Here is a 22,087-nt window from a genome sequence, read left to right as displayed (position 1 = left end):
CATGACCACCTGGCAGACCTTCGCGGCGGCCGCCCCCTCCCTGGCCGAGCGCGTCCACGAACGCTTCCTCAGCGGCGAGTCCCACGTCCTGGCCACCCTGCGCCGCGACGGCTCACCCCGCGTGAGCGGCTCCGAAGTCTCCTTCCGCGACGACGGCTCCCTGTACATCGGCTCGATGCTCAACGCCCGCAAAGCCCGCGACCTCCAGCACGACGGCCGCTTCGCCCTTCACGCCTTCCCGGGCATCGAAGAAAACGGCCCCGGGGACGCGAAACTCGCCGGCGTGGCCCGGGAAATCACCGACTCCCGCGCTGATGCCGACAGTCATCTCTTCGAACTGGATATCCACGAGGCGGTCTATACGTGGGTCGCGGACAACACGTTGTTCGTGGAGTCCTGGCATGCCGGGGGCGCTTGGGTGCGGTTTGCGCGGCCGGATAACGGTCTGGTGGAGCGCACGGTCCTGGGGTGAGTGTTGTGGGGTTGCGCGTGGGCGGGCGCAGCCGCGGGCGGTCCCGAGCGGTGCCGGGGTGCGTTTCGCTCGGCCGGACATCGGACCCGTGGAGCGCACGGTGCTGGGGTGAGTGGTGCTGGGGTGAGCGGTGCGGTTGTGCGGGGGCTGGCGCAGCCGCGGGCAGCGCCGGGGTGCGTTTCGCTCGGCTGGACAATGGTTCGGCGGTGCGCGCGGTGCTCGGTCGAGTTTTTGCGGGGTTGCACGGGGACCGGCGCTGCTGCGGGCAGCGCGGGGCGGTGCTGGGGTGCGTTTCGCGCGGCCGGATAACGGTCTGGTGGTGCGCACAGTGCTGGGGTGAGTGTTGCGGGGCTGTGCGGGGCGGGCGCAGCTGCGGGCGGGGACAGGCGGTGCCGCGGGCGGTGCTGGGGTGCGTTTCGCGCGGCCGAATAACGGTCCGGTGGAGCGCGCAGTGCTGGAGTGAGTGTTGTGGGTTGTGTGAGGTCCGGCGGTGCGGCGGGCGGTGCTGGGGTGCGTTTGCTCGTTCGGACAACGGTCCAGTGGAGCGCACAGTGCTCGGGGGAGTGTTGCGGGGCTGTGCGTGGGCGGGCGCAGCTGCGGGCGGGGACAGGCAGTGCCGGGTGCGTTCCGGTCCGTTGGGGTATGGGCTTTGTCAGGCCGAGCGGCCCTCGGTGTTCCAGTGGTGCAGTCGAATTTGATCGGGTTTTCGCTGCGGGGCCGGGTGTCCGCGGCGGTGCCGGGGCGCAGTCGGGCCTGATCGGCGCTCGGCCCGGGTGCGTCCGGGTGTCTGACGGCGGCCTCGGGCTGACGCCGGGTTCAGCGTGCCCGGCCGGTGGATCACGCGTGCGGCGCCGGGCCGGGTGGTTGAATGCGGGCATGCGTCTGGTGGAGGACCTGGTCGACGAGCCCGGCACCCTGCTGATCATCGGACCGTCGAAGGCCAAGGTCACCGGGGGCAGTCCCCGCCCGGCGGCGCGTGCGGACTGGCCCGAGGAGCTGCTGCGGGTCCGCGAGGAGCTCTTGCCCCGGTCCGCTGTCGACGACCGGACGTGGCTGCCGGCGTGGCAGCGCTACAACGGCCACTTCTACCGGAACGTCGGCGATGCGCTGCCCGACGCCGCGGCGTCCGGGCGGCTGCTCATCCTCAGCGGTGGCTACGGCGTGGCGAGGGCGGACGAGCCGATCGCGTACTACGACCGGAAACTTCGCCTGCGCGACTGGCCGCCCGGCACGCTCGAGGCCGCGATCCGGTACGAGGTGGATCGGCTCGGTGCCCGGCGGGTCCTCGGGTTCGTGTCGTCGAGCGCGGACTACGCGAAGCTGCTGCGCCGCGTGCCCTGGGAGGTCGAGGCGACGTTGGTGACCATCGACTTCCACGAGGGTGGCGCGCAGGTCGAAGTGCCGAAGCGGCTCGCCCACGCCTTCGCCGCGGTCTGGCGGCGTGAGCCGGGGCGGATGCCGCCCGGGGTTGTCGCCGTGCCGCTGGCGTGAGCCGGTTCAGGGGCGGACCCACAGGCAGAACGGGTGCCCGGCCGGATCGAGGTACACGCGGACGTGCTCCTGCGGCTGGAACGGCGCGAGCCGCGCCCCGGCGGCGACGGCTTTCGCGCCGGCCCGCGCCAGATCGTCGACTTCGATGTCCAGATGCAGCATCATCTGCTGGTAGCCGGGCGCCTGCGGCCACCTCGGCGGCACCAGCTCCCGTTCCAGCTGGAACGACAGCCCGGGCCCACCCCCGGGCGGCCGCAGCGTGACCCAGTCCGGCTCGTCCGCGCCGAGGGGCCACCCCAGCAGCGCTTGGTAGAACTTCGCCAGCGCCCGCGGGTCGGGCGCGCCGAGGACGGTCGCCGTCAGTTTCATCGCTTCAGAGTAAGCCGATCCGCGCCGGGCTTCAGAGGCGTTCGATGATCGTCGCGGTCGACATGGCGCCGCCCCGCCGCCGATGACCTGCTCGACCAGGGCGGGGTCGATGCCGCTGCGGTCGAGTACCGCGAGGTGCGCCGCGCCCAGCAGTTCGGCGGGGTGTCGGCCAGAGAGCCCTCCGCCGCGTTTGCCGATCGGCGTGCGCACCGCCGCGACGAGCACGGCTCATGGGAAGAGCTAACAGTGTTCACCCGGTAAAAATCAGAACGCGTTCTCATTCGACGCAAGAACCCCCAGCTGTCCGGCAATCTTGATCTTCACCGACTGAGCGCTCGGTCACCAGCGCGGAATCGGTAAAGTAAACGGGTATCACCAAATGGGGTTCCGTAAGTTAACGCCGTATGCTCCAATGATCCGTAGAACGTGTTGCAGTGCGCGTTTCACCGCCGATCCCGTGCAGGAGGCAGCCGTGGCCGCTCCGCTTTTGCCCGCCGGTTTCGACTTCACGGACCCGGACCTCTACGCGAACCGCCTGCCGCTGGAGGAGTTCGCCGAGCTCCGGCGCACGGCGCCCGTGTGGTGGAACCCGCAGCGCCGCAACACCGCCGGCTTCGGGGACGACGGCTACTGGGTCGTCACGCGCCACGCCGACGTCAAGGAGGTCTCCCGCGACAGCCAGCTGTACTCGTCGTGGGAGAAAACCGCCATCATCCGGTTCGACGACCGGATGACGTCGGAGAACCTCGACGCCAACCGCCTCGTGCTGCTCAACATGGACGCCCCGCAGCACACGAAGTTGCGCCGCATCGTCGCGAAGGGCTTCACCCCGAAGTCCATCGCCAGGCTCGAAGACACCCTGCGCGAACGCGCCGAGCGCATCGTCGCCGAAGCGCGCAGCAAGGGCGAAGGCGACTTCGTCACCGACGTCGCATGCGAGCTGCCCCTGCAGGCCATCGCCGAGCTCATCGGCGTGCCGCAGGAGGACCGCATGAAGATCTTCGACTGGTCCAACCAGATGGTGGCCTACGACGACCCCGAGTACGAGCTCGAACCCCTCACCGCGAGCGCCGAGCTCGTCGGCTATGCCTGGAACATGGCCGAGGAACGCCGCCGCTGCCCGGTCGACGACATCGTCACCAAGCTCGTGCAGGCCGACGTCGACGGCGAAGCGCTCGGCTCCGACGAGTTCGGCTTCTTCGTGATCCTGCTGGCCGTGGCGGGCAACGAGACCACGCGCAACGCCATCACCCACGGCATGAAGGCCTTCCTCGACCACCCCGACCAGTGGGCGCGCTACCGCGAGGTAAAGCCCAAGACCGCGCCCGACGAGATCGTCCGCTGGGCCACGCCCGTGGTCGCCTTCCAGCGCACTGCCACGCGCGACACCGAGCTCGGCGGCGCGCACATCCGCCACGGCGATCGCGTCGGCATGTTCTACAGCTCTGCCAACTTCGACCCCGACGTGTTCGACGAGCCGGAGCGCTTTGACGTCTTCCGCGAGGAAAGCCCCCACGTCGGCTTCGGCGGCACCGGCTCGCACTACTGCCTCGGTGCCAACCTCGCCCGCCTCGAGATCGACCTCATCTTCTCCGCGATCGCCGACGTCATGCCGGGCATCGCCGAGGTCGCGCCCCCGCAGCGACTGCGCTCCAGCTGGCTCAACGGCATCAAGCACTACCCGGTCCGCTACGCCTGACTGCGCCTGAACCGGGCTCGATCCGCCCGAAACCGGCATGATGGCCAGGTGGCGCAACGCGTGACGGTCGACGTCGAGTTCGGCGTCCGGGTGACGAAGCCCGGTCTCGCCGCGATCGCGGTTGCCGCCGTCCACGCCGACACCGACGAGCTCACCGTCTCCGCCGCCGGCGCCCCCCGCTCCGCCGAGCTCGACCACGGCACGCGCGCCGAGATGTACGACCTTCCCGCCGGCGAGCACCGCGTGACCTACCACGGCGAACGCACGCTCTGCCGCGCCGCCGCCGAGCCCGTCACGCTCGCTGACCTCGCGCGCTACACCCGCCCGAGCCGCTTCTGCCCGTCCGACCGCATGGCGGCCTTGAAACCCGGCCACGACGACCGCACCCGCGTCCGCGCCATCGCCGACCACGTCCACGACCGGCTGGACTACGTCCCCGCCACCCCTGAAGGCCGAGACGCCGCCACCACCCTGAAAGGCGGCGAAGGCGCCTGCCGCGACTTCGCCCACGCCTGCATCGCCCTCTGCCGGGCCGCGGGCATCCCCGCGCGCTTCACCACCGTGTATGCACCCGGCCTCAAACCCATGGACTTCCATGCCGTGTTCGAGGCCGGCGTCGGCGGGCGCTGGCTCGTATTCGACGCGACTCGCCTCGCCCCGCGCCCCGTGATGCTCCGCATCGCCACCGGGCGCGATGCCGCCGATACCGGATTCCTCACCCCGCTCGGCTGCGAGCTCGACTTCCTCGGCGCCACGGTCTTCGCGACGACCGACGCCGCGCCGCCGCCCGACGATCACGACAAACCCGTGGTCCTGGCCTGAACGGTGTGTCCGGTGCGACAAACCCGGCCGCGGCTGGGTAGACAGTGACCGTGAACCCTCAACTGCCCGGGCCGGGCCGGTGGGCCCGCGCGCGTGCCCGGTACCGCTGGCTCGACCACCTCGCGCTGGCCACCAACCGGTACCTCGAGTACGGGGGCTACCACTACGTCGCCTCGATCACGTACTTCAGCCTGCTCTCACTGGTGCCGATCCTGATGCTGGCGTCGTCGGCCGCGGGGTTCGTCCTGGCCACGCAGCCACACCTGCTCGACCAGATGCTGCACGCCATCTCCGGCACACTGCCCGGCTCGCTCGGCGAGAAGGCGTCGGATCTGCTGACCGGGTTCGTGGAGCAACGCACCGGTGTCGGGGTCGCGGGTCTCGTCGTCGGGCTGTACTCCGGGTGGAACTGGATGAACTCCCTGCGCGACGCGCTCACCGCGATGTACGGCCAGAACCGCTCCGACGGGCCGCTGCTGCGCACGATCCTCATGGACGTGCTCGCGCTGCTGGGGCTCGCGGCCGCGTTGATCGTGTCGTTCGGCATCACCGTGTCGGGCACGGCCGTGGGCCGCTACCTGCTGAAACTCGTCGGTGTCGACGACACCAGCTGGGGCCACTCCGTGCTCTCGGCGACGTCGGTGCCGCTCGCGCTGCTGGCCGACTGGCTGGTGTTCCTCTGGGTGCTCACGCGGCTGCCGCGCGAACGCGTCGGCTGGCGCAGCGCGATGCGCGGCGCGGTGGCGGCGGCGCTGGGGTTCGAGCTGCTGAAGCAGGCGGGTGGCATCTACCTGAACCTGATCAGCGCGTCGCCCTCGGGCGTCGCCTTCGGGTCCGTGATCGGTCTGCTGTTCTTCATCTCCCTGATCGCGCGCATGCTCGTGTACATCACGGCCTGGACGGCCACCGCTCGCGACGCGCCGCGGAAACCGGTCCCGCCGCCGTCGCCCACGGAGCTGCGGCCGGTTGTCGCGCCGCGCCAGCGCACGGCCGGTCCCCTCGCGCTCGGCGCGGTGCTCGGGGCGCTCGGCACGTTGTTCGCGCTGCGCGGGCGCCGCCGGTCATGAGCCGGGTTTGGCCGAGCCCACCACCCACATGCTGAAGTACTGCGAGCCGCCGCCGTACGCATGGCCGAGTGCTACGCGCGCGCCGTCGACCTGGTAGCCGCCGGAGCGGCCCATCACCTGCTTGCCCGCCTCGGAGAACCGCCGCATCCCCGACGCGCCGATCGGGTTCGACGACAGCACCCCGCCCGACGGGTTCACCGGCAGCCGGCCGCCCAGCGCCGTGTCGCCGGCCTCGGTGACTTTCCAGCCCTGGCCCTCCGGCACGAACCCGAGGTTCTCCAGCCACATCGGCTCGAACCACGAGAACGGCGCGTAGATCTCGGCGACGTCCACTTCGGACAGGGGATCGGTGATCCCGGCCTCGCGCCACAGCGCAGCGGCCGCATCACGGCCGGCCTGCGGGTTCACCTGGTTGCGGCCGGCGAACGTGGTGGGCTCCGTGCGCATCGCCGTGGCGTGGATCCACGCGGCCCCGCCCGGCACGGCGTCCCCCGCGGCTTCGTCGCCGAGCACCATGGCGCAGGCGCCGTCGGAGGACGGGCAGGTCTCGTCGTAGCGGATCGGTCCCACAGCATCTGCGACGCCTACACGGACTCCACGGTGATCCCGGCCTGGCGCAGGTGCGCGTACGGGTTGAGCGCCCCGTTGCGCCGGTCCTTCGCCGCGACGATCGCCCCGACGTGCGCGGGCGCGCCGCAGCGGCGGATGTAGGAGCGCACGTGGGGAGGGAAGTACCCGCCCGCGCCGGCGCCCACCGGCATCTGGAACGGCGGCAGGATCGAGAGCCCCCACATCGCGTTGGACTCCGACTGCTTCTCGAACGCCACCGTCAGCACGCGCCGGTGGACGCCGGCCTGGATCAGCGACGCGGCGACCAGCGCCGTCGAGCCGCCGACGGAACCCGCGATGTGCACGCGCAGCAACGGTTTCCCGGTCGCGCCCAGCGCGTCGGCCAGGAACAGCTCGGGCATCATCACGCCCTCGAACAGGTCGGGGGCCTTGCCGAGCACCACGGCCTCGATGTCGTTCCAGCCGACCTGCGCGTCGGCCATCGCGTCGCACAGCAGGCCGGGCATGGACACGTCGGTGCGCTTCGCGCGTTGGTGCGTCTGGCCGGTGCCGAGCACCGCGGCGAGCTGCTTGGTCATCGCGCCTCCAGCACGGCGAGGAGGTTCTGTTGCAGGGCCGGGCCGCTGGTCGCGTGGGCGAGTGTCTTGCCCGCCTCGCCGCGGTGGATGCGCGCGGCCGCCTCGCCGATGCGCGCGAGGCCGGCGGAGAACATCGGGTTGCCGGTGAGCGCGCCGCCGGACGGGGTGATCCGCACGCTGTCGCGGAGCCCGAGCGCGGTGCGGACGATCAGCTCCTGGTGCGTGAACGGCGTGTGCAGCTCGGCCGGCTCGATCCCGTCGAGGTCGAGGTAACGGGCGGCCGCTTCGGTTGATGGCACCGAGTCAGGTCGCGGGCGCCCAGCGCAGGGGAGTCGATGCGGTGCCCGACGCCGGTGAGGACGGCCGGCCGGTCGACGAGGTCTTTCGCGCGTTCGGCGCTGGCCAGCCCGAGCACGGCCGCGCCGTCGGTGACCGGCGCGATGTCGTGGGCGCGCAAGGGATCCGCGACGTACGGCGTGTCGAGCAGCGCGGCGACGTCGACCTCACCCGACAGCTGCGCGGCAGGATTGCCGGCCGCGTCGGCGCGGCTGCGGGCGGCGACCTCGGCGAGGTCCTTTTCGGACCACAGCCCGGCGTCCAGGCCCAGCCGGGCTTGCAGGCCGGCGATGGCGAGTGAATCGGGCCAGAGGGGAGCGAGTACGTATGGGTCGAGCTGCAGTGCGAGCACGTGGCGCAGCTGCCCGGCGCTGGCCTTGCCGAAGCCGTAGACCAGGGCGGTGTCGACCTCACCCATGCGGATCTTGGGCCAGGCCTCGTACAACGCCCACGCGGCGTCCATCTCCACGTGCGACTCGTGGATCGGCGGGAAGGCGCCGATGGCATCGACGGCCGCGACGAACGAGAACGCGCGCCCGGCCGGGTAGTCCGACGAGCCGGAGCACCAGAACCCGATGTCCTCTTTGGACTATCCGCTGGCGGCGAAGGCCTCGGCCAGGATCGGCACGAGCATGTCGACGCCGTTGGTGGTGCCGGTGGTCTCGCGGACGTTCGGTGCCCGCGCGAACCCGGCGACGGCGACTTCGGGCATGCGTCCCCCTCACAGGTGGTGGGCGGAGGATTCGTAGGGCGCGTCGGGCTCGCCGGTCGGTTCGAAGTTGCTGATGTTCTCCAGCGACGTGGTGGTGGCGGAACTGGTGAGCGACTACGAGGAAGCGTTGGCACGGCTGGACAAAACCCGCTGAGCCGCTCTGTCTCAGCAGTCCCCGGAGACGGCGTGCCGCCTCAGCGCCACGCCGTCCCCACCGGACGAGTCAGATCTTCGAAGCCGCCGAGGCGATGGCGCTCGCGAAGGTGGTCACCTCGGTGTACACGCCGGGCGCGTGGGCGCGGGCGCAGCCGGTGCCCCAGCTCGTGATGCCGACCTGAACCCACTCCCCGGCGGTGTCGCGGCGGAACATCGGGCCGCCGGAGTCGCCCTGGCACGTGTCGACGCCGCCGGCCGAGACGCTGCCCGCGCAGATTTCCGCGTTCGCGATGAGGCTGGAGTAGTCGCCGCCCTGGGCTTTGCACGTCGAGTCGCTGACGAACGGCACCTGGGCCTTCAGCTGGTAACGCTGCTGGGCGCCGCCCTCGGTCGCGGCGCCCCATCCGGCGACGGTGAACGTGCCGGTGTTCAGGGCAGCGCTGGAGGCGAGCGGCAGCGTCGGGATGCCGGAGACGGGGCTCGCGAGCTTGATGAGCGCCCAGTCACCGCCGGTTGTGTCGTATGTGGTGGACCGGTAGACGTAGCTGGAGCGCACCTTCTTCGCGCTCGAGCTCTGCAGGTCGACCACACCGAGGGTCGCCGTGATCGAGGTGTTCGAGCCGGTGCGCGTGACGCAGTGGGCGGCGGTGAGCACGATCTTCGGCGTGTACAGCGCGCCGCCACAGCCCATGGAAAGCCTTACCATCCAAGGGAACTCGCCTTGCGCTGCCCGGCTGCCGCCCACCACCTGGGTGCCGCTCGCCGACGGCGGCGGGCCGGCCACGGCGGGGGTCGCGAGCCCGACCGCGGCGGCCAGCGCCGTGATGCCGACGAGAGCTTTTCCGAGCAGGGTGAACCGTTTCTTGAAGGTCATGGGGGGATCCGTCCTTCCGGTGTCCACATGGGAACGGGGATACGGGGAGTGATGACACGACTACACCAGACCCCAGGCAACCGGACAACCAACTTTCTTCGGATCTTTCGGGCGAACGGTCCCCTCGCGCCACGGAACCGGTTCAGTGCCGGACAGTCGGCCGCCGCACGGCGTAGGCCAGCGCCCCGAGCGCCGGCGCCACGCACCCCGCCACCACCGACGGCCACGGCAGACTGAACGCCAGCACCGCACACCCCACGAGCCCCAGCACGGCGACAAACCGCGGCGCCCGGTTCTCGTCCGCCCGCAGCCGCAACGCCGCGGCGTTGGCGATCGCGTAGTACGCCAGCACCGCGAACGACGAAAACCCGATCGCCCCAAGGAGATCCACCGTGGTGGCGAGCACGGCCACCACCACACCCACCGCCGGCTCCGCCCGCTGTGGCACCTCGAACCGCGGGTGCACCACGGCGAGCGCGCGTGGCAGGTGCCCGTCGCAAGCCATCGCCAGCGTCGTGCGCGAGACGTCGAGCACCAGCGCCGGCAACGAACCCAGCGACGCCAGTGTCGCGCCGGCCCGCACGACTGGCGAGAGCCACGGCGCCGCCGCCTCCGCGATGGGGTCCGCGCTCGTCGCCAGCCGCTGCGGTCCGAGCGTGAGCAGCAACGCGACGGCGACCACGGCGTAGACCACCGGCGTCAGCCCTAGGGCGAGCGGGATCGCCCGCGGAATGGTTCGCGCGGGGTCACGCACTTCCTCCCCGAGCGTCGCCAGCCGCACGTACCCGGCGAACGCGAAGAACAGAACCCCGCCGCCGTCAGGACCCCGCCACCGTCGAACGGTGTGAACGGCTCGGCCACGAACCCACCTGAGACCGCACTCCCGACCGCCACCGCCGGCACCACCAGCGTGACCACCACGATCACCCGCGTCGCCAGCGCCGACCGGTGCACGCCGAGGCAGTTGACCCCCGTCACGGCCGCAACAAAACCCGACGGCGATCACCGCACGCCACGACAGTCAGCGCCATCGCCGCGCAGCTCGCCGTCTTGCCGGTGACGAACCCCCAGCCCGCGAGGTACCCCCAGAACTCGCCGAGCCGCGCCCGCCCGTACACGTAGGTGCCGCGGCCAGTCGTGCGGACGACGTCGCGTTGCAGAAGGCGACCCCCGCGGCGATCCCCAACGCGGGCAGCAGCCCGGCCCCGGCGGCGCCGGCCGCGGGCGCGAACGCCGCGAACACCCCCGCGCCGATCATCGACCCGAGCCCGAGGAACACGGCGTCGGCCAGACCCAGCCCGGCGGGCGAGTGGCCTCGGGAGTTCCTTTCCCGGTTGCGGGCAGCGACAGCCAACCACAGCGCAGCGCCGAAGGGGGTCGACAAATCCCCACTGTCACACTTCGCGGCCCTCTCTCGTTCCCTCCGCGACCGCCATTCGAAGGGAGACCCCGTGAACGCCGCACTCTGGGCCGGGCAGATCGTCCTCGCCCTGCTGTTCGCCCTGTCGGGCTCGCTCAAGTCCACGATGTCGCGCGAGCGTTTGCTCGAAACGGGCCAGACCGGCGCCGCCGCCTACCCGCTGCCGGTGGTGCGGTTCACCGCGATCTGCGAGCTCATCGCCGTGGTCGGACTCGTCCTGCCCCAGCTCACCGGTGTCGCGCCGAGCCTCACGGGCTGGGCCGCCGTCGGCTTGGTCGTGGTGATGATCGGCGCCATGGCCATGCATGCGCGGCTCGCGATCGTCGGGCACAAGGCCGCGGAGTGGCGCAACGTCACCGTCAACGCCCTGATCCTCGCCGTCGCGGTGTTCGTCGCCGGCGGGCGCCTCTGACCGGAACAACTCTGCCGGAAACAACCTCGAGCCACTCCACCGCACGTCTTCACTTTCCGTTCCCCGCCGCGAAACTCCCCATTCCCACCGCTGAACGACCGTGGCGCTCGTGCGAATCCTCATCGTCGGTGGCGGCGTCCTCGGCACGATGCACGCGTGGCAGGCGATCCGCCGCGGCCACGACGTCGTCCACCTCGAACGCGAGCCCGAAGCCCGCGGCGCCTCCGTGCGCAACTTCGGTCTCGTCTGGGTCAGCGGCCGCGCGGCCGGCCCGGAGCTCACCACGGCGTTACGCGCCCGCGAGCTCTGGCAGACGATCGCCGAGCAGACGCCGGCGCTGGGCTTCCGCGCCAACGGCTCGCTCACGGTCCTTCGCACCGAAGCCGAGCGCGCCGTCGCCGAGACCGCGATGACGAAGGCCGACGCGGCCGAGCGCGGCTTCAAGCTCCTCACCGCGGCCGAGACCCGTCAGCTGAACCCCGCGCTGCGTGGCGACTTCACGGCCGCCCTGTGGTGCGAGCGCGACGCGGCCGTCGAACCCCGCCCCGCCCAGCCCGCCCTGCGCGCGGCTCTGCACCAGACCGGCCGCTACACCTGGCTGCCCAGCCGCGAAGTCCGCACGCTGACCGACACCGGCGTCACCGACGACCACGGCGACCACCACGAAGGCGACGTCACGATCTTCTGCACCGGCGCGTGGCTCAGCGGTCTCGTCCGCGAGCTCGCCGGGGAAATCCCCGTCCGCCGCGTGCGGCTGCAGATGGCGCAGACCGAACCCCTCGGCGAGACGCTGACCACGAGCGTCGCCGACGCCGACAGCTTCCGCTACTACCCGGCCTTCCGCAGCGACGCGCTCGCCGAGCTCGGCCGGACCCAGCCTCAGGGCGACGTCGCCGCCACCCACGCGATGCAGCTGCTCATGGTCCAGCGCCTCGACGGCTCGCTCACCATCGGCGACACGCACGAGTACGACCAGCCCTTCGGCTTCGACGTGACCGAAGACCCGTACGAGCACCTCGCCGAGGTGGCCGGCGCGCTGCTGGGCCGGCCGCTGCCGCGCATCCGCCGCCGCTGGGCCGGCGTATACGCCCAGGCCCTCGACCCGGCCGCGGTAGTGCACCGGGAACGCTTGGCGGACAACGCTTTCCTCGTGACCGGTCCCGGCGGGCGCGGCATGACGTGCTCGCCGGCGATCGCCGAGGACACCGCGCTGGAGCTGGGCCTGTGACGACCGAGCTCGTGGTGCTGGACCTCGCCGGCACCACCGTCGTCGACGACGGGCTCGTGGTGCGCGCCTTCACCGCCGCCATCGGCAGCGCCGGGGTGTCCGAAGTGGACGAGCGATTCCCGGCGATGCTCGCGCACGTGAACGCCACCATGGGCCAGTCGAAGATCACCGTCTTCCGCGCCCTGTTGCCGACCGAGGAGCTCGCGCAGCGCGCCAACACCGAGTTCGAACGCGCCTACGCCGACCTGGTCGCGGCGGGGGAGTGCAAGCCCGTCCCCGGGGCGGAGGAGGTGATCCGCGGACTGCGCCACGGCGGCGTGAAGGTGGCGCTGACCACCGGCTTCGCGCCCGTCACGCAGCAGGCGATCCTCGAGGCGCTGGGCTGGCGCGACCTCGCCGACCTCGCGCTCGCCCCCGGCGAGGGCCGGCGCGGCCGCCCGTACCCGGACCTGGTGCTCACGGCCGTGCTGCGCCTGGGCGTCACCGACGTGCGCCACGTCGCCGTCGCCGGGGACACGCCCTCGGACGTGCGCACCGGCTTGTCCGCGGGCGCGCGCGTGGTGGCCGGGGTGCTGACCGGCGCCGGCACGCGCGCCGAGCTCACCGAGGCCGGGGCGACCCACGTACTGGACTCCGTGCGTGACCTGCCGGACGTGCTGGACTGAAATTTCCGCCCGGCGGGTGCAACCACCCCGGCCCGGATTCCGTCCGCACGGTATGCGGACAACGGTGAAAGTCCTGGGTGTGAGCGTTCTGCTGCTTTCGGCCGCGGCGTGCGGCGGCGGAGGGGCCGCGCCGGCGGGGCCGGGTGCGTCGACCCCACCGCCGGCGACGTCCTCCGTGCCCACCGAGACGCCGTCCCCGATGCCGCTGCCGTCTCCGTCCGGCCCGCCCCAGAGCCGGCCGACGCAGGGCACCCCGCCCGGCGACACGGCACCGGCCGCCGGCCAGATCGACGCGTCGGCGCTGCCCGCCGGCTACCCCCACGACGTGACACTCGCGCAGGGCGGCAAGGTCGTCGTGATCCACGCCGAGGAGGGCGGCTGCGACCACATCATGGCCGCCGCCGGCGAGGAGACCGCGCAGCAGGCCGTCGTGGTCGTCACCGTCACCAAGGCGCCCCACGGCCAGATGTGCCCCATGCACGTGCGCGAGGTGTCGCTGCCCGTGCCGCTGGCCGAGCCGCTCGGCGGCCGCAAGCTCGTGCTGCGCCCCGGTCCGTGAGCGGATGCAACCGGATGCGGCCCCCGTTCCGTCCTTGGCGCATGAGGAACTTGACGAAGCTGGTCGGCACGGGCTTGATCCTCGCCACGGTGACAGCCTGCGGCGCCCAGGGGACCATGGCCACGAACCCCGCGTCCGGAGGCGACTCCGTGGCGCCGAGCGGCAGCATCTCGACCTCGCCGTCCTCGGTGCCGAAGCCCCCGCCCAACCCACCGGGCAAACCCCGGTTCGAGGTGCCGGCCGGCAGCACGCCGGTGCCCGCGGACAAGGTCGACGCGAAGGCACTGCCGTCGGGCTTCCCGCACGAGGTCTACACGGCCAATGGCGGCACGATCATCAACCTCCGCGCCGAGGAGGGCGGCTGCGGCCACGCCCTCGGCGAGGCGATCGAGCAGACCGCGCAGCACGTGGTGCTGGACCTGAGCGAGACCAAGGCGCAGACCGGCCAGATGTGCACGATGGACCTGCGCTACCCGTACATCTCCGTCGCGCTCGCCGCGCCGCTCGGCGAGCGGACGGTGGTCCTGAAGCAGTCGCCGCCTCGGTGACGGCTTCGCCGAGGTCGGCACCGCGCGGCTCGTTCGGGGGGTTACCGGCCCGAGCCGCGCGGCACCGGCCGAACGGTCACCCGGGTGCCACACCCGCCCCCGTGGCACCCGGGTGATCTCCACCGTGCCGCCCGTCGCTCGAATCGTGGGCGCGCCGGTGGAGCCCTAGGCTCACCGGGCATGGGAACCCGCCAGATCTCACGCACCGCGGTCGTCGCCGCGTCCCCGGAGCAACTGTTCGACCTGCTCGCCGATCCCGCCAACCACCCGCTGATCGACGGGTCCGGCACGGTTCGCCGCGGCCGTGACGGCGCCCCTTCCCGGCTCTCGCTCGGCGCGAAGTTCGGGATGGACATGAAGCTGGGCGCGCCGTACCGGATCAGCAACACCGTCGTGGAGTTCCAGGAGAACCGGCTCATCGCGTGGCGCCACTTCGGGGGCCACCGTTGGCGCTGGCTGCTGGAGCCAGCCGGCGAGGGCAAGACCACGGTGACCGAGACGTTCGACTACTCCACCGCGGCCTCGCCGCTGGCGATCGAGCTGATGGGCTTCCCGAAGCGCAACGCCGACGGCATCGAGAAGACCCTTGCCCGGCTTACGAAGATGTTCCCCGGCTGACCGCAATGCGGCGTGAGCTGTACCGCGTTCGGCGGTAGGCGCGGACAGTTAGTTGTAGTGTGCTAAATGTTAGGATTATACAACTACCTTCTGTGATGACTCTGAGGGGTACCGTGCCGGAGCTCAGCCGTCGGCGGCGCCAGATCGTGCTGGCTGTCTGCTGCATGAGCCTGTTCATCGTCGGGCTCGACAACACGATCGTGAACCTGGCGCTGCCCTCCATCCAGCACGACCTGGGCGCGTCCGTGTCGAGCCTGCAGTGGACGATCGACGCCTACACGCTCGTGCTCGCGAGCCTGCTCATGCTGTCGGGCTCGACGGCCGACCGGCTCGGGCGGCGAAGGACGTTCCAGACGGGCCTGGTGCTCTTCGGCGTCGGCTCGCTGCTGTGCGGTCTCGCGCCCAGCGTGGGGCTGCTCATCGCGTTCCGCGCGCTGCAGGCCATCGGCGGGTCGATGCTCAACCCGGTGGCGATGTCGATCGTCACCAACACGTTCACGGATCCGAAGGAGCGCGGGCGCGCGATCGGCATGTGGGGCGCCACCATGGGGTTGTCCATGGCCGTGGGCCCGGTGCTGGGCGGCATCCTCGTGGGCGCGGCCGGCTGGCGCTCGATCTTCTGGATCAACGTGCCGGTCGTCATCGCGGCGCTGGCGCTCGCCGCGGTGTTCGTGCCGGAGTCGCGCGCGCCGCGGCCGCGCCGGATCGACCCGGTGGGCCAGCTGCTGGTGATCGTGTTCCTCGCCGGGCTGACCTACGGCATCATCGAGGGCCGCGACGCCGGATACGGCTCGCCGCAGATCCTCGTCGCGTTCGTGCTCGCGCTGGTCTCGGTGGCCGTGTTCGTGCCGTACGAGCGAAGGCGGCGAGACCCGCTGCTGGAGCCGCGGTTCTTCCGCAGCGCGCCGTTCTCCGGCGCTACGCTCACGGCGGTGTCCGGCATCGCGGCGATGGCCGGGTTCCTCTTCCTCAACTCGCTCTACCTGCAGGACACCCGCGGCTACAGCGCGCTGCACGCGGGCCTGCTGACGCTGCCGATGGCCATCATGTGCGCGATCTGCGCGCCCATCTCCGGCCGGCTCGTGGGCACCCGCGGCGCGCGGCTGCCGCTGGTGGGCGCGGGCATCGGCACCGTGATCGGCGCGCTGCTGATGCTCGACCTGTCCTCGACCACACCACTGTGGCGGCTGATCATCGCCTACATCGTCTTCGGCATCGGGTTCGGCCTGGTCAACGCCCCCATCACCTACGCGGCGGTGTCCGGCATGCCGCGTGCACAGGCCGGCGTCGCCGCCGCGATCGCCTCGACCAGCCGCCAGGTCGGCACGTCGCTGGGCGTGGCGGTGATCGGCGCGGTGGTCACGGCGCGGGTGCACGGCTCGTTCGCCGACGGCCTCGCGGCCGCCAGCCACGCCGGCTGGTGGATCATCGGCGGCTGCGGTCTGCTGGTGCTCGTGCTGGGGCTGGTGACCACCACGCGCTGGGCGTACGCCACGGCGCGGCGCGTGGGCGTCGAAGAGGAAGCCGACACGGGATTGGTGCGGGCCTGACATGAGTACCGCCTCCGACACCGAGATCGCCACCCGGGTGTGGGCCCGCATGCGCGCGCTGGTGCTCGACCGCCACGAACGCAAGCGCGAAGTGTGTGAAGCGCTCGGCATGAGCTTCATCAAGATCAAGGCCCTGCGCCGGGTCGCGGCCCGGCCTCTGACGATGAGTGAACTCACCGAGCAGCTCAACACCGACCGGCCCTACACCACCCACGTCGTGGACGAGCTCGTCCGCCGCGGCCTCGTGCTGCGCGAGCCGCACCCCGAGGACCGGCGCAGCCGCGTCGTCACCGTCACGGCCCCCGGCGCCGTGGCCGCGGCCCGGGCCGAGCGCATCCTGGGGGAGCCGCCGAAGTCGATGCTCGCGCTCTCGTCCGCGGAGCTCGCCGAGCTGGACCACCTGATCGCCCAGGTCACCGACGACTGACCCGACCACCCCAATGTGGCGTTCGGTGCGCTGAACGCACCGAACGCCGCATTGGGTGCGCTGAACGCAACCAACGCCACATTGGGGCGGAACCGGCGGACGGCTAGCGGAAGCTGATCTGCAGCACCGGTTCGCTGGTGGCGGCGAAGAAGTCGTTGCCCTTGTCGTCGATGACGATGAAGGCGGGGAAGTCCTCGACCTCGATCTTCCACACGGCTTCCATGCCGAGCTCGGGGTACTCCAGCACGTCGACCTTCTTGATGCAGTCCTTGGCCAGCCGTGCGGCCGGGCCGCCGATCGAGCCGAGGTAGAAGCCGCCGTGGTTCTGGCACGCGGCGGTGACCTGCTTGGAGCGGTTGCCCTTCGCGAGCATCACCATCGAGCCGCCCGCGGCCTGGAACTGCTCGACGTAGGAGTCCATGCGCCCGGCCGTGGTGGGGCCGAACGAACCGGACGCGTAGCCGTCGGGCGTCTTCGCCGGGCCGGCGTAGTACACCGGGTGGTCCTTGAGGTACTGCGGCATCTCCTCGCCGGCGTCGAGGCGCTCGGCGATCTTCGCGTGCGCGATGTCGCGCGCGACGACCAGCGGCCCGGACAGCGACAGCCGCGTCTTCACCGGCAGCTGCGAGAGCTGCGCGCGGATCTCCGCCATGGGGCGGTTGAGGTCCACGCTCACGACCTCGTCGGACAGGTCGTCCTCGGTCACGTCGGGCAGGAACTGCGCGGGGTCGCGCTCGAGTTGCTCGATGAACACGCCGTCGGCGGTGATCTTGGCCTTGGCCTGGCGGTCGGCCGAGCACGACACGGCGATGCCGACCGGGCAGCTCGCGCCGTGGCGGGGCAGGCGGATCACGCGCACGTCGTGGCAGAAGTACTTGCCGCCGAACTGCGCGCCGATGCCGAACTGGCGCGTCATCTCCAGCACCTGCTGCTCGAGGCTCGGATCGCGGAACGCGTGGCCCAGCTCGGAACCCTCGGTCGGCAGCGTGTCGAGGTAGCGCGCCGAAGCGAGCTTCGCGACCTTCAGGTTGAACTCCGCCGACATGCCGCCGACGACGATCGCCAGGTGGTATGGCGGGCAGGCCGCGGTGCCGAGGCTGCGCAGCTTCTCGTCCAGGAACCGGGCGAGCCGCTTGGGGTTCAGCACGGCCTTGGTCTCCTGGTACAGGAACGTCTTGTTCGCGCTCCCACCGCCCTTGGCCATGAACAGGAACTCGTAAGAAGGATCTGACGACTCCCCGGCAGTGTTGTCCTTGTGGTAGAGCTCGACCTGCGCCGGCAGGTTGGTGCCGGTGTTGCGCTCTTCCCAGAAGTTGGTCGGCGCCATCTGCGAATAGCGCAGGTTCAGCTGCTGGTAGGCGTCGAAGATGCCCTCCGACAGGGCCCGCTCGTCGTCACCGCCGGTCAGCACGCCCTCGGAGCGCTTGCCGATGACGATGGCCGTGCCGGTGTCCTGGCACATCGGCAGCACCCCGCCGGCCGAGATGGCCGCGTTGCGCAGCAGGTCCATCGCGACGAACCGGTCATTGCCGCTCGCCTCGGGGTCGTCGACGATCGCCCGCAGCTGCTGCAGGTGTGACGTACGCAGCAGGTGCTGGATGTCCGTGATGGCCGTGCGCGCGAGCGTGGTCAGCGCCGCGGGGTCGACCTTGAGGAACTTCCGGCCGGCCGCTTCGACGGTTTCGACGCCGTCGGCCGTGACCAGCCGGTATTCGGTGGTGGTGTCCTTGCCGAGCGGCAGGACTTCGGTGTGCTGAAACGTGGTGGACGGCACAGCCAGGCTCCTTTGCCCTGATCGGGATCCGACCACGGTACTCAGCGGTCCCCGGCTCCCCGCACGCCCGCGCGGCGACTGTGTTGCAGGGCACTCGGCCCGGCTTCGTCACGGGCCTCGCGGGATTTGGTTCGGGAGGCCGGGCCCACCCCGACGGACCCGACCTCCCGGGGAAAGCGGCCGGATGCGAACACCCGTACCGCGTGGCTCACACCTGGCGTTCCGTTCGCCTAGCACGACAGTCTCGTGACGTAGGTCATAAGTCAACGCGGCCGAACGGGTGTTGCCCACTGATTGCTACCCACTCAACGACAGGCTCAAACGCCGGTGATCGTTGGCCTTGTCGCACGCGGGAATCCACCCGGAACGCCGAAGACCCCGTGGACCGGGGGCCACGGGGTCTTCGGGACTACTGAGCTTTACGAGGCATACGCGCGGAGCCGGTCGGCCCGCTCGCCCTGGCGGAGCTTCGCCATGACCTCACGCTCGATCTGACGCACGCGCTCGCGCGAGAGACCGAAGTGCTTGCCGATCTGGTCCAGCGTGCGCGGCTGGCCGTCGTCGAGGCCGTAGCGCAGGCGGATGACGTGCTGTTCGCGGTCGTCGAGCGTCGCGAGGACGCGGCGCAGGTCGTCCTGCAGGAGGCCGGAGATGACGGCGCTTTCGGCGTCGGTCGCTTCCGAGTCCTCGATGAAGTCGCCCAGCGGGGCGTCTTCCTCGGCGCCCACGGGCATGTCGAGGCTCACCGGGTCACGGGACTGGTCGAGCAGGTTCGCGATCTTGTGGACCGGGATGCCGGACTCGGCGGCCAGTTCGTCGTGCGTCGCGTCACGGCCGAGCTGCTGGTGCAGGTCGCGGCGGATGCGGGCGAGCTTGTTGACCTGCTCCACGAGGTGGACCGGCAGCCGGATGGTGCGACCCTGGTCGGCCATCCCCCTGGTGATGGCCTGGCGGATCCACCAGGTGGCGTAGGTCGAGAACTTGAACCCCTTGGAGTAGTCGAACTTCTCCACCGCGCGGATCAGACCCAGGTTCCCCTCCTGGATCAGGTCGAGCAGTGGCATCCCCCGGCCGGTGTAGCGCTTCGCGAGCGAGACCACGAGGCGGAGGTTGGCCTCCAGCAGGTGGTTCTTCGCCACGTGCCCGTCGCGCACCAGCGCGGTGAGCTCGGCGCGGCGCTTGGTCGTGAGGTCTTCGGCGGTGTCGAGCATGTGCTGCGCGAACACGCCCGCCTCGATGCGCTTGGCCAGCTCGACCTCGTCGGCCGCGGTGAGCAGCGCGGTCTTGCCGATGCCGTTCAGGTACACGCGCACCAGGTCGGCGGCCGGGCTCTGGGCGTCGAGGTCGGCGTCCGTGAGCGTCCCCACACTCACGGGCTCCTCGTTCTGCTGTGCTGGAATCCCACGCTCGCGAATCCCGCGCGCTTCGCGTTCGAGAGTCTGGACTGACATTCTCTGCCTCCCCGGTCACGGGCTGAACGTGTCTCGCCTGTGCTGTGCCTTCGGTGTCGGGCCCTGTGGAAACCCTGACCGCCGACCCAGCCGGCTTAGCTGGACACTTGTGGTAACGCGTCGGGTTTCCAAAACGTTCCCGGCTGCTGAAGAAAGGACGGGCACACCCGCCGCCCGGTTGCTCCACCAAAACTGAGCTTTTGCTGAGAAGTGCGCCACAGCGGGAATAATCATGAGAATTTCATGAGAATCCGTGCCTGAGGTGAACCACTCGGTGCCCGGTTACGTTCCCGGGCACCGAGGGAAGAAGTGGTCTAGACCTCGACGAGAACGGTGAACGGACCGTCGTTCACGCTCTCCACCGCCATCATCGCGCCGAAGCGCCCGGTGGCCACGGATGCCCCACGGTCACGCAACTCCTGCACCACGGCGTCCACCAGGGGCTCGGCTACTTCGGGGCGCGCGGCGGCGACAAAGGACGGCCGGCGGCCCTTGCGGGTGTCGCCGTAGAGCGTGAACTGGGACACCACCAGCAACGGCGCGCCCGCGGTCGCGCAGGACTGCTCGTCGCGCAGGATCCGCAGTTCGTGGAGCTTGCGCGCCATCGTCGCCGCTTTCACCCGATCATCGTCAGCGTGAATTCCCAGCAGCACCAATAGTCCCGGTTCTTCGAGTGCGCCGGTCACCTCTCCGCCGACCGTCACACTCGCCCGGGTGACGCGCGCCGCGACGGCCCTCACTGTGACATCGGAGCCGGAGCCGGAGCCGGAGCCGAAGCCGAAGTCGGGGCCGGCACGAGCATCCCGTGCCGCACGAGCTCTCGCACCACGGGCAGCGCGGCGGCGGCCAGCTCGGCCGGGTCGAGGCCCTGCGCGGCCGCCAGCAGCTCCACGAGGTCCTCCAGCGCCAGCACGCCCCGGCAGCCCGCCAGCAGCCGCGTGGCGAGCTCGTCGACCTCGTGCTGCCACCCGGGTCCGTCGGTGCGGTGCAGACGCCGCACGGTGGTCTCCCATCCCTCGTCGCCGGGGGAGTCGACGCGTTCCAGCAGCACGCTGTCGGGCACGCGGAAGGCGGTTTCCATGAGTTCGCCGCCGTGCGTGCGCAGCCAGTCGACGCGGTCGAGCCAGTTCGCGGCCTCCGGGCCCAGCGGGTCGTCGTAGGCCTGGCGCAGGTCTTCGCACACCACGGTCGGCGTCTTCCCGGCGGCGCGGCGCAGCGTGACGAAGCCGAAGCCGATGCCCTGCACGCGGTTCTCGGTGAACCAGTCGAGCCACGCGGCGGCCTTCACGCGGCCTTCGGGCGAGCGCGGGTCGATGCCCTCGTCGCGCAGCCAGGTGCCCACGTACAGCGCGGGGTCGGCGACGTCGCGCTGCACGAACCACGCGTCCGTCTCCGCCGGCAGCCAGCGCGCCACCCGATCGGCCCAGTCCTCACCGCCCTTGTGGAGCCAGGAAGCCAGCAGCTGCCCCGTGCCGCCGTCGTTGAGGAACCCCGGCAGCTGGCGCACGACGAGCGCGCTGGCGTCGTCGCCGGCCAGGCCCGAGTCGCGATAGGTGTAGTCCACGCGCGGAGGTCCGACCACGAACGGCGGGTTGCACACGATCTGGTCGAACCGGCGCCGCGCGACCGGCGCGAACCACTCGCCGCGCACCAGTTCCACGTCGAGCTCGTTGAGCCGGAATGTGCCGGCGGCCAGCGCCAGCGCCCGCGCGGACACGTCTGTGGCCGTCACGCGCCGGGCGTGGCGCGTGGCGTGCAGGGCCTGCACGCCGTTGCCGGTGCCGACATCGAGCAGCGTGCCGACCGGGCGCCGGCTGGTGGCGCGGATGAGGCTGAGCGACGCGTGGCCCACGCCGAGCACGTGGTCCTCGGGCACGACGTGGCCGAGCATGTCGGCGTCGAGGTCGGCCACCACCCACCACGAGCCCTCCTCGTCGCCGTGCGGGCGGATGTCGAGGGCAACCTTGTACCCGTCCGTGTCGGCCGCGAGGATGCCCGCCGCGACGGCGGCTTCGGGGCTCAGCGGCGAAAAAGCGGACTCAACGGACTTTTCGGGCTCGGTCAGGCCGAGGAGGAACAGCCGCACGAGCGTGCCGAGGTCACCCGCGTCGAGGCTCGCGCGCCGGGCGGGCTCGGGCTCGCCGCGGCCGAGCGCCGCGTGGGCCGCGCCGCCGAGGGCGTCGACCACCCCGTCGGCGTCGTAGTCGGCGCGCCGGAAGGCCTCGCGCAACCGCGCGCAGACGTCGTCGGACAGGTCGGGCAGAGGCGTGTTCGTGCTCACGGTGGGTA

At 71.2% G+C, this 22,087-nt stretch carries 19 protein-coding genes and 4 pseudogenes; 13 read left to right on the top strand and 10 right to left on the bottom strand.

What is annotated here, in order from left to right; genetic code table 11:
• Position 1: 1 nt before the first annotated feature.
• The gene (locus tag QRX50_RS44250; RefSeq protein WP_285969032.1) at positions 2-472 is read left to right on the top strand and encodes a pyridoxamine 5'-phosphate oxidase family protein; all 471 of its coding nucleotides are present in this window, start codon (positions 2-4) and stop codon (positions 470-472) included.
• Between the two features lie 876 nt (positions 473-1,348).
• Positions 1,349-1,963 carry a YaaA family protein gene (locus tag QRX50_RS44245; protein ID WP_285969031.1) on the top strand — a complete coding sequence of 205 codons (615 nt, stop codon included), beginning with the start codon at positions 1,349-1,351 and terminating at the stop codon, positions 1,961-1,963.
• A 6-nt stretch (positions 1,964-1,969) separates the two neighbouring features.
• Here the strand turns inward: QRX50_RS44245 and QRX50_RS44240 are convergent, their stop codons facing one another.
• Entirely contained in the window at positions 1,970-2,332 is a 363-nt protein-coding gene (locus QRX50_RS44240; RefSeq protein ID WP_285974719.1) for a VOC family protein, read from the bottom strand.
• Positions 2,333-2,464: 132 nt separating this feature from the next.
• Positions 2,465-2,542: pseudogene (locus tag QRX50_RS44235) on the bottom strand (hypothetical protein); the annotation flags it as partial.
• 262 nt (positions 2,543-2,804) lie between these two features.
• Here QRX50_RS44235 and QRX50_RS44230 point away from each other — a divergent pair.
• The 3 genes from QRX50_RS44230 to QRX50_RS44220 are packed head-to-tail and all read left to right on the top strand — an operon-like array spanning position 2,805 to position 5,920.
• Positions 2,805-4,031 carry a cytochrome P450 gene (locus tag QRX50_RS44230; protein ID WP_285969030.1) on the top strand — a complete coding sequence of 409 codons (1,227 nt, stop codon included), beginning with the start codon at positions 2,805-2,807 and terminating at the stop codon, positions 4,029-4,031.
• Between the two features lie 48 nt (positions 4,032-4,079).
• Positions 4,080-4,853 (top strand): transglutaminase-like domain-containing protein, encoded by a 774-nt coding sequence (locus tag QRX50_RS44225; RefSeq protein WP_285969029.1) that lies wholly within the window; start codon positions 4,080-4,082, stop codon positions 4,851-4,853.
• A 50-nt stretch (positions 4,854-4,903) separates the two neighbouring features.
• The gene (locus QRX50_RS44220) at positions 4,904-5,920 is read left to right on the top strand and encodes a YhjD/YihY/BrkB family envelope integrity protein (RefSeq protein WP_434533200.1); all 1,017 of its coding nucleotides are present in this window, start codon (positions 4,904-4,906) and stop codon (positions 5,918-5,920) included.
• On the opposite strand, the pseudogene QRX50_RS44215 reads toward QRX50_RS44220, so the two are convergent.
• The 4 genes and pseudogenes from QRX50_RS44215 to QRX50_RS44200 all read right to left on the bottom strand — a co-directional run bounded on the left by QRX50_RS44215 (position 5,915) and on the right by QRX50_RS44200 (position 10,404).
• Positions 5,915-7,068 (bottom strand): annotated as a pseudogene (locus QRX50_RS44215) (thiolase family protein). The gene QRX50_RS44220 and the pseudogene QRX50_RS44215 sit on opposite strands and share 6 nt — an antisense overlap.
• Positions 7,065-8,116: pseudogene (locus QRX50_RS44210) on the bottom strand (thiolase family protein). The pseudogenes QRX50_RS44215 and QRX50_RS44210 overlap by 4 nt, the downstream one beginning before the upstream one ends.
• A 223-nt stretch (positions 8,117-8,339) precedes the next feature.
• Positions 8,340-9,146, bottom strand: a complete 807-nt coding sequence (locus QRX50_RS44205; RefSeq protein ID WP_285969027.1) for a S1 family peptidase — start codon at positions 9,144-9,146, stop codon at positions 8,340-8,342.
• A gap of 142 nt (positions 9,147-9,288) precedes the next feature.
• Positions 9,289-10,404 (bottom strand): annotated as a pseudogene (locus QRX50_RS44200) (APC family permease).
• Positions 10,405-10,597: 193 nt separating this feature from the next.
• Here QRX50_RS44200 and QRX50_RS44195 point away from each other — a divergent pair.
• The 8 genes from QRX50_RS44195 (at position 10,598) to QRX50_RS44160 (ending at position 16,573) form a co-directional block, all read left to right on the top strand.
• Positions 10,598-10,978 carry a DoxX family protein gene (locus tag QRX50_RS44195; protein WP_285969026.1) on the top strand — a complete coding sequence of 127 codons (381 nt, stop codon included), beginning with the start codon at positions 10,598-10,600 and terminating at the stop codon, positions 10,976-10,978.
• A 109-nt stretch (positions 10,979-11,087) separates the two neighbouring features.
• The gene (locus tag QRX50_RS44190) at positions 11,088-12,206 is read left to right on the top strand and encodes a TIGR03364 family FAD-dependent oxidoreductase (RefSeq protein ID WP_285969025.1); all 1,119 of its coding nucleotides are present in this window, start codon (positions 11,088-11,090) and stop codon (positions 12,204-12,206) included.
• Entirely contained in the window at positions 12,203-12,871 is a 669-nt protein-coding gene (locus tag QRX50_RS44185) for a phosphonatase-like hydrolase (protein WP_285969024.1), read from the top strand. The genes QRX50_RS44190 and QRX50_RS44185 overlap by 4 nt, the downstream gene beginning before the upstream one ends.
• Before the next feature lie 79 nt (positions 12,872-12,950).
• Positions 12,951-13,430, top strand: a complete 480-nt coding sequence (locus tag QRX50_RS44180; RefSeq protein ID WP_285969023.1) for a hypothetical protein — start codon at positions 12,951-12,953, stop codon at positions 13,428-13,430.
• Positions 13,431-13,471: 41 nt separating this feature from the next.
• A complete protein-coding gene (locus QRX50_RS44175; protein ID WP_285969022.1) occupies positions 13,472-13,978 on the top strand; it encodes a hypothetical protein in 507 nt (168 codons plus the stop codon).
• Between the two features lie 180 nt (positions 13,979-14,158).
• Complete coding sequence (locus QRX50_RS44170; RefSeq protein ID WP_285969021.1) at positions 14,159-14,596, top strand: SRPBCC family protein; 438 nt, start codon at positions 14,159-14,161, stop codon at positions 14,594-14,596.
• A 95-nt stretch (positions 14,597-14,691) separates the two neighbouring features.
• Positions 14,692-16,146, top strand: a complete 1,455-nt coding sequence (locus tag QRX50_RS44165; protein WP_285969020.1) for an MFS transporter — start codon at positions 14,692-14,694, stop codon at positions 16,144-16,146.
• Position 16,147: 1 nt separating this feature from the next.
• The gene (locus QRX50_RS44160) at positions 16,148-16,573 is read left to right on the top strand and encodes a MarR family winged helix-turn-helix transcriptional regulator (RefSeq protein WP_285969019.1); all 426 of its coding nucleotides are present in this window, start codon (positions 16,148-16,150) and stop codon (positions 16,571-16,573) included.
• A gap of 103 nt (positions 16,574-16,676) precedes the next feature.
• On the opposite strand, the gene QRX50_RS44155 is transcribed toward QRX50_RS44160, so the two are convergent.
• From QRX50_RS44155 to QRX50_RS44140, 4 genes are all read right to left on the bottom strand, one after another.
• Positions 16,677-18,347: a fumarate hydratase gene (locus tag QRX50_RS44155; RefSeq protein ID WP_285969018.1), complete on the bottom strand. Its 1,671-nt coding sequence runs from the start codon at positions 18,345-18,347 to the stop codon at positions 16,677-16,679.
• A 419-nt stretch (positions 18,348-18,766) separates the two neighbouring features.
• Positions 18,767-19,798, bottom strand: coding sequence for a sigma-70 family RNA polymerase sigma factor (locus tag QRX50_RS44150; protein ID WP_285969017.1), 1,032 nt, complete (start codon positions 19,796-19,798; stop codon positions 18,767-18,769).
• Positions 19,799-20,112: 314 nt separating this feature from the next.
• Positions 20,113-20,538 (bottom strand): D-aminoacyl-tRNA deacylase, encoded by a 426-nt coding sequence (gene dtd / locus QRX50_RS44145; RefSeq protein ID WP_285969016.1) that lies wholly within the window; start codon positions 20,536-20,538, stop codon positions 20,113-20,115.
• Positions 20,535-22,079: a DUF7782 domain-containing protein gene (locus tag QRX50_RS44140; RefSeq protein WP_285969015.1), complete on the bottom strand. Its 1,545-nt coding sequence runs from the start codon at positions 22,077-22,079 to the stop codon at positions 20,535-20,537. The genes dtd and QRX50_RS44140 overlap by 4 nt, the downstream gene beginning before the upstream one ends.
• Positions 22,080-22,087: the final 8 nt, after the last annotated feature.

The organism is Amycolatopsis sp. 2-15, from assembly GCF_030285625.1.
Taxonomy (GTDB): Bacteria; Actinomycetota; Actinomycetes; order Mycobacteriales; family Pseudonocardiaceae; genus Amycolatopsis; species Amycolatopsis carbonis.
Note: the sequence above shows the minus strand (reverse complement) of the source record. Positions and strands in the feature narration are given on the sequence as shown.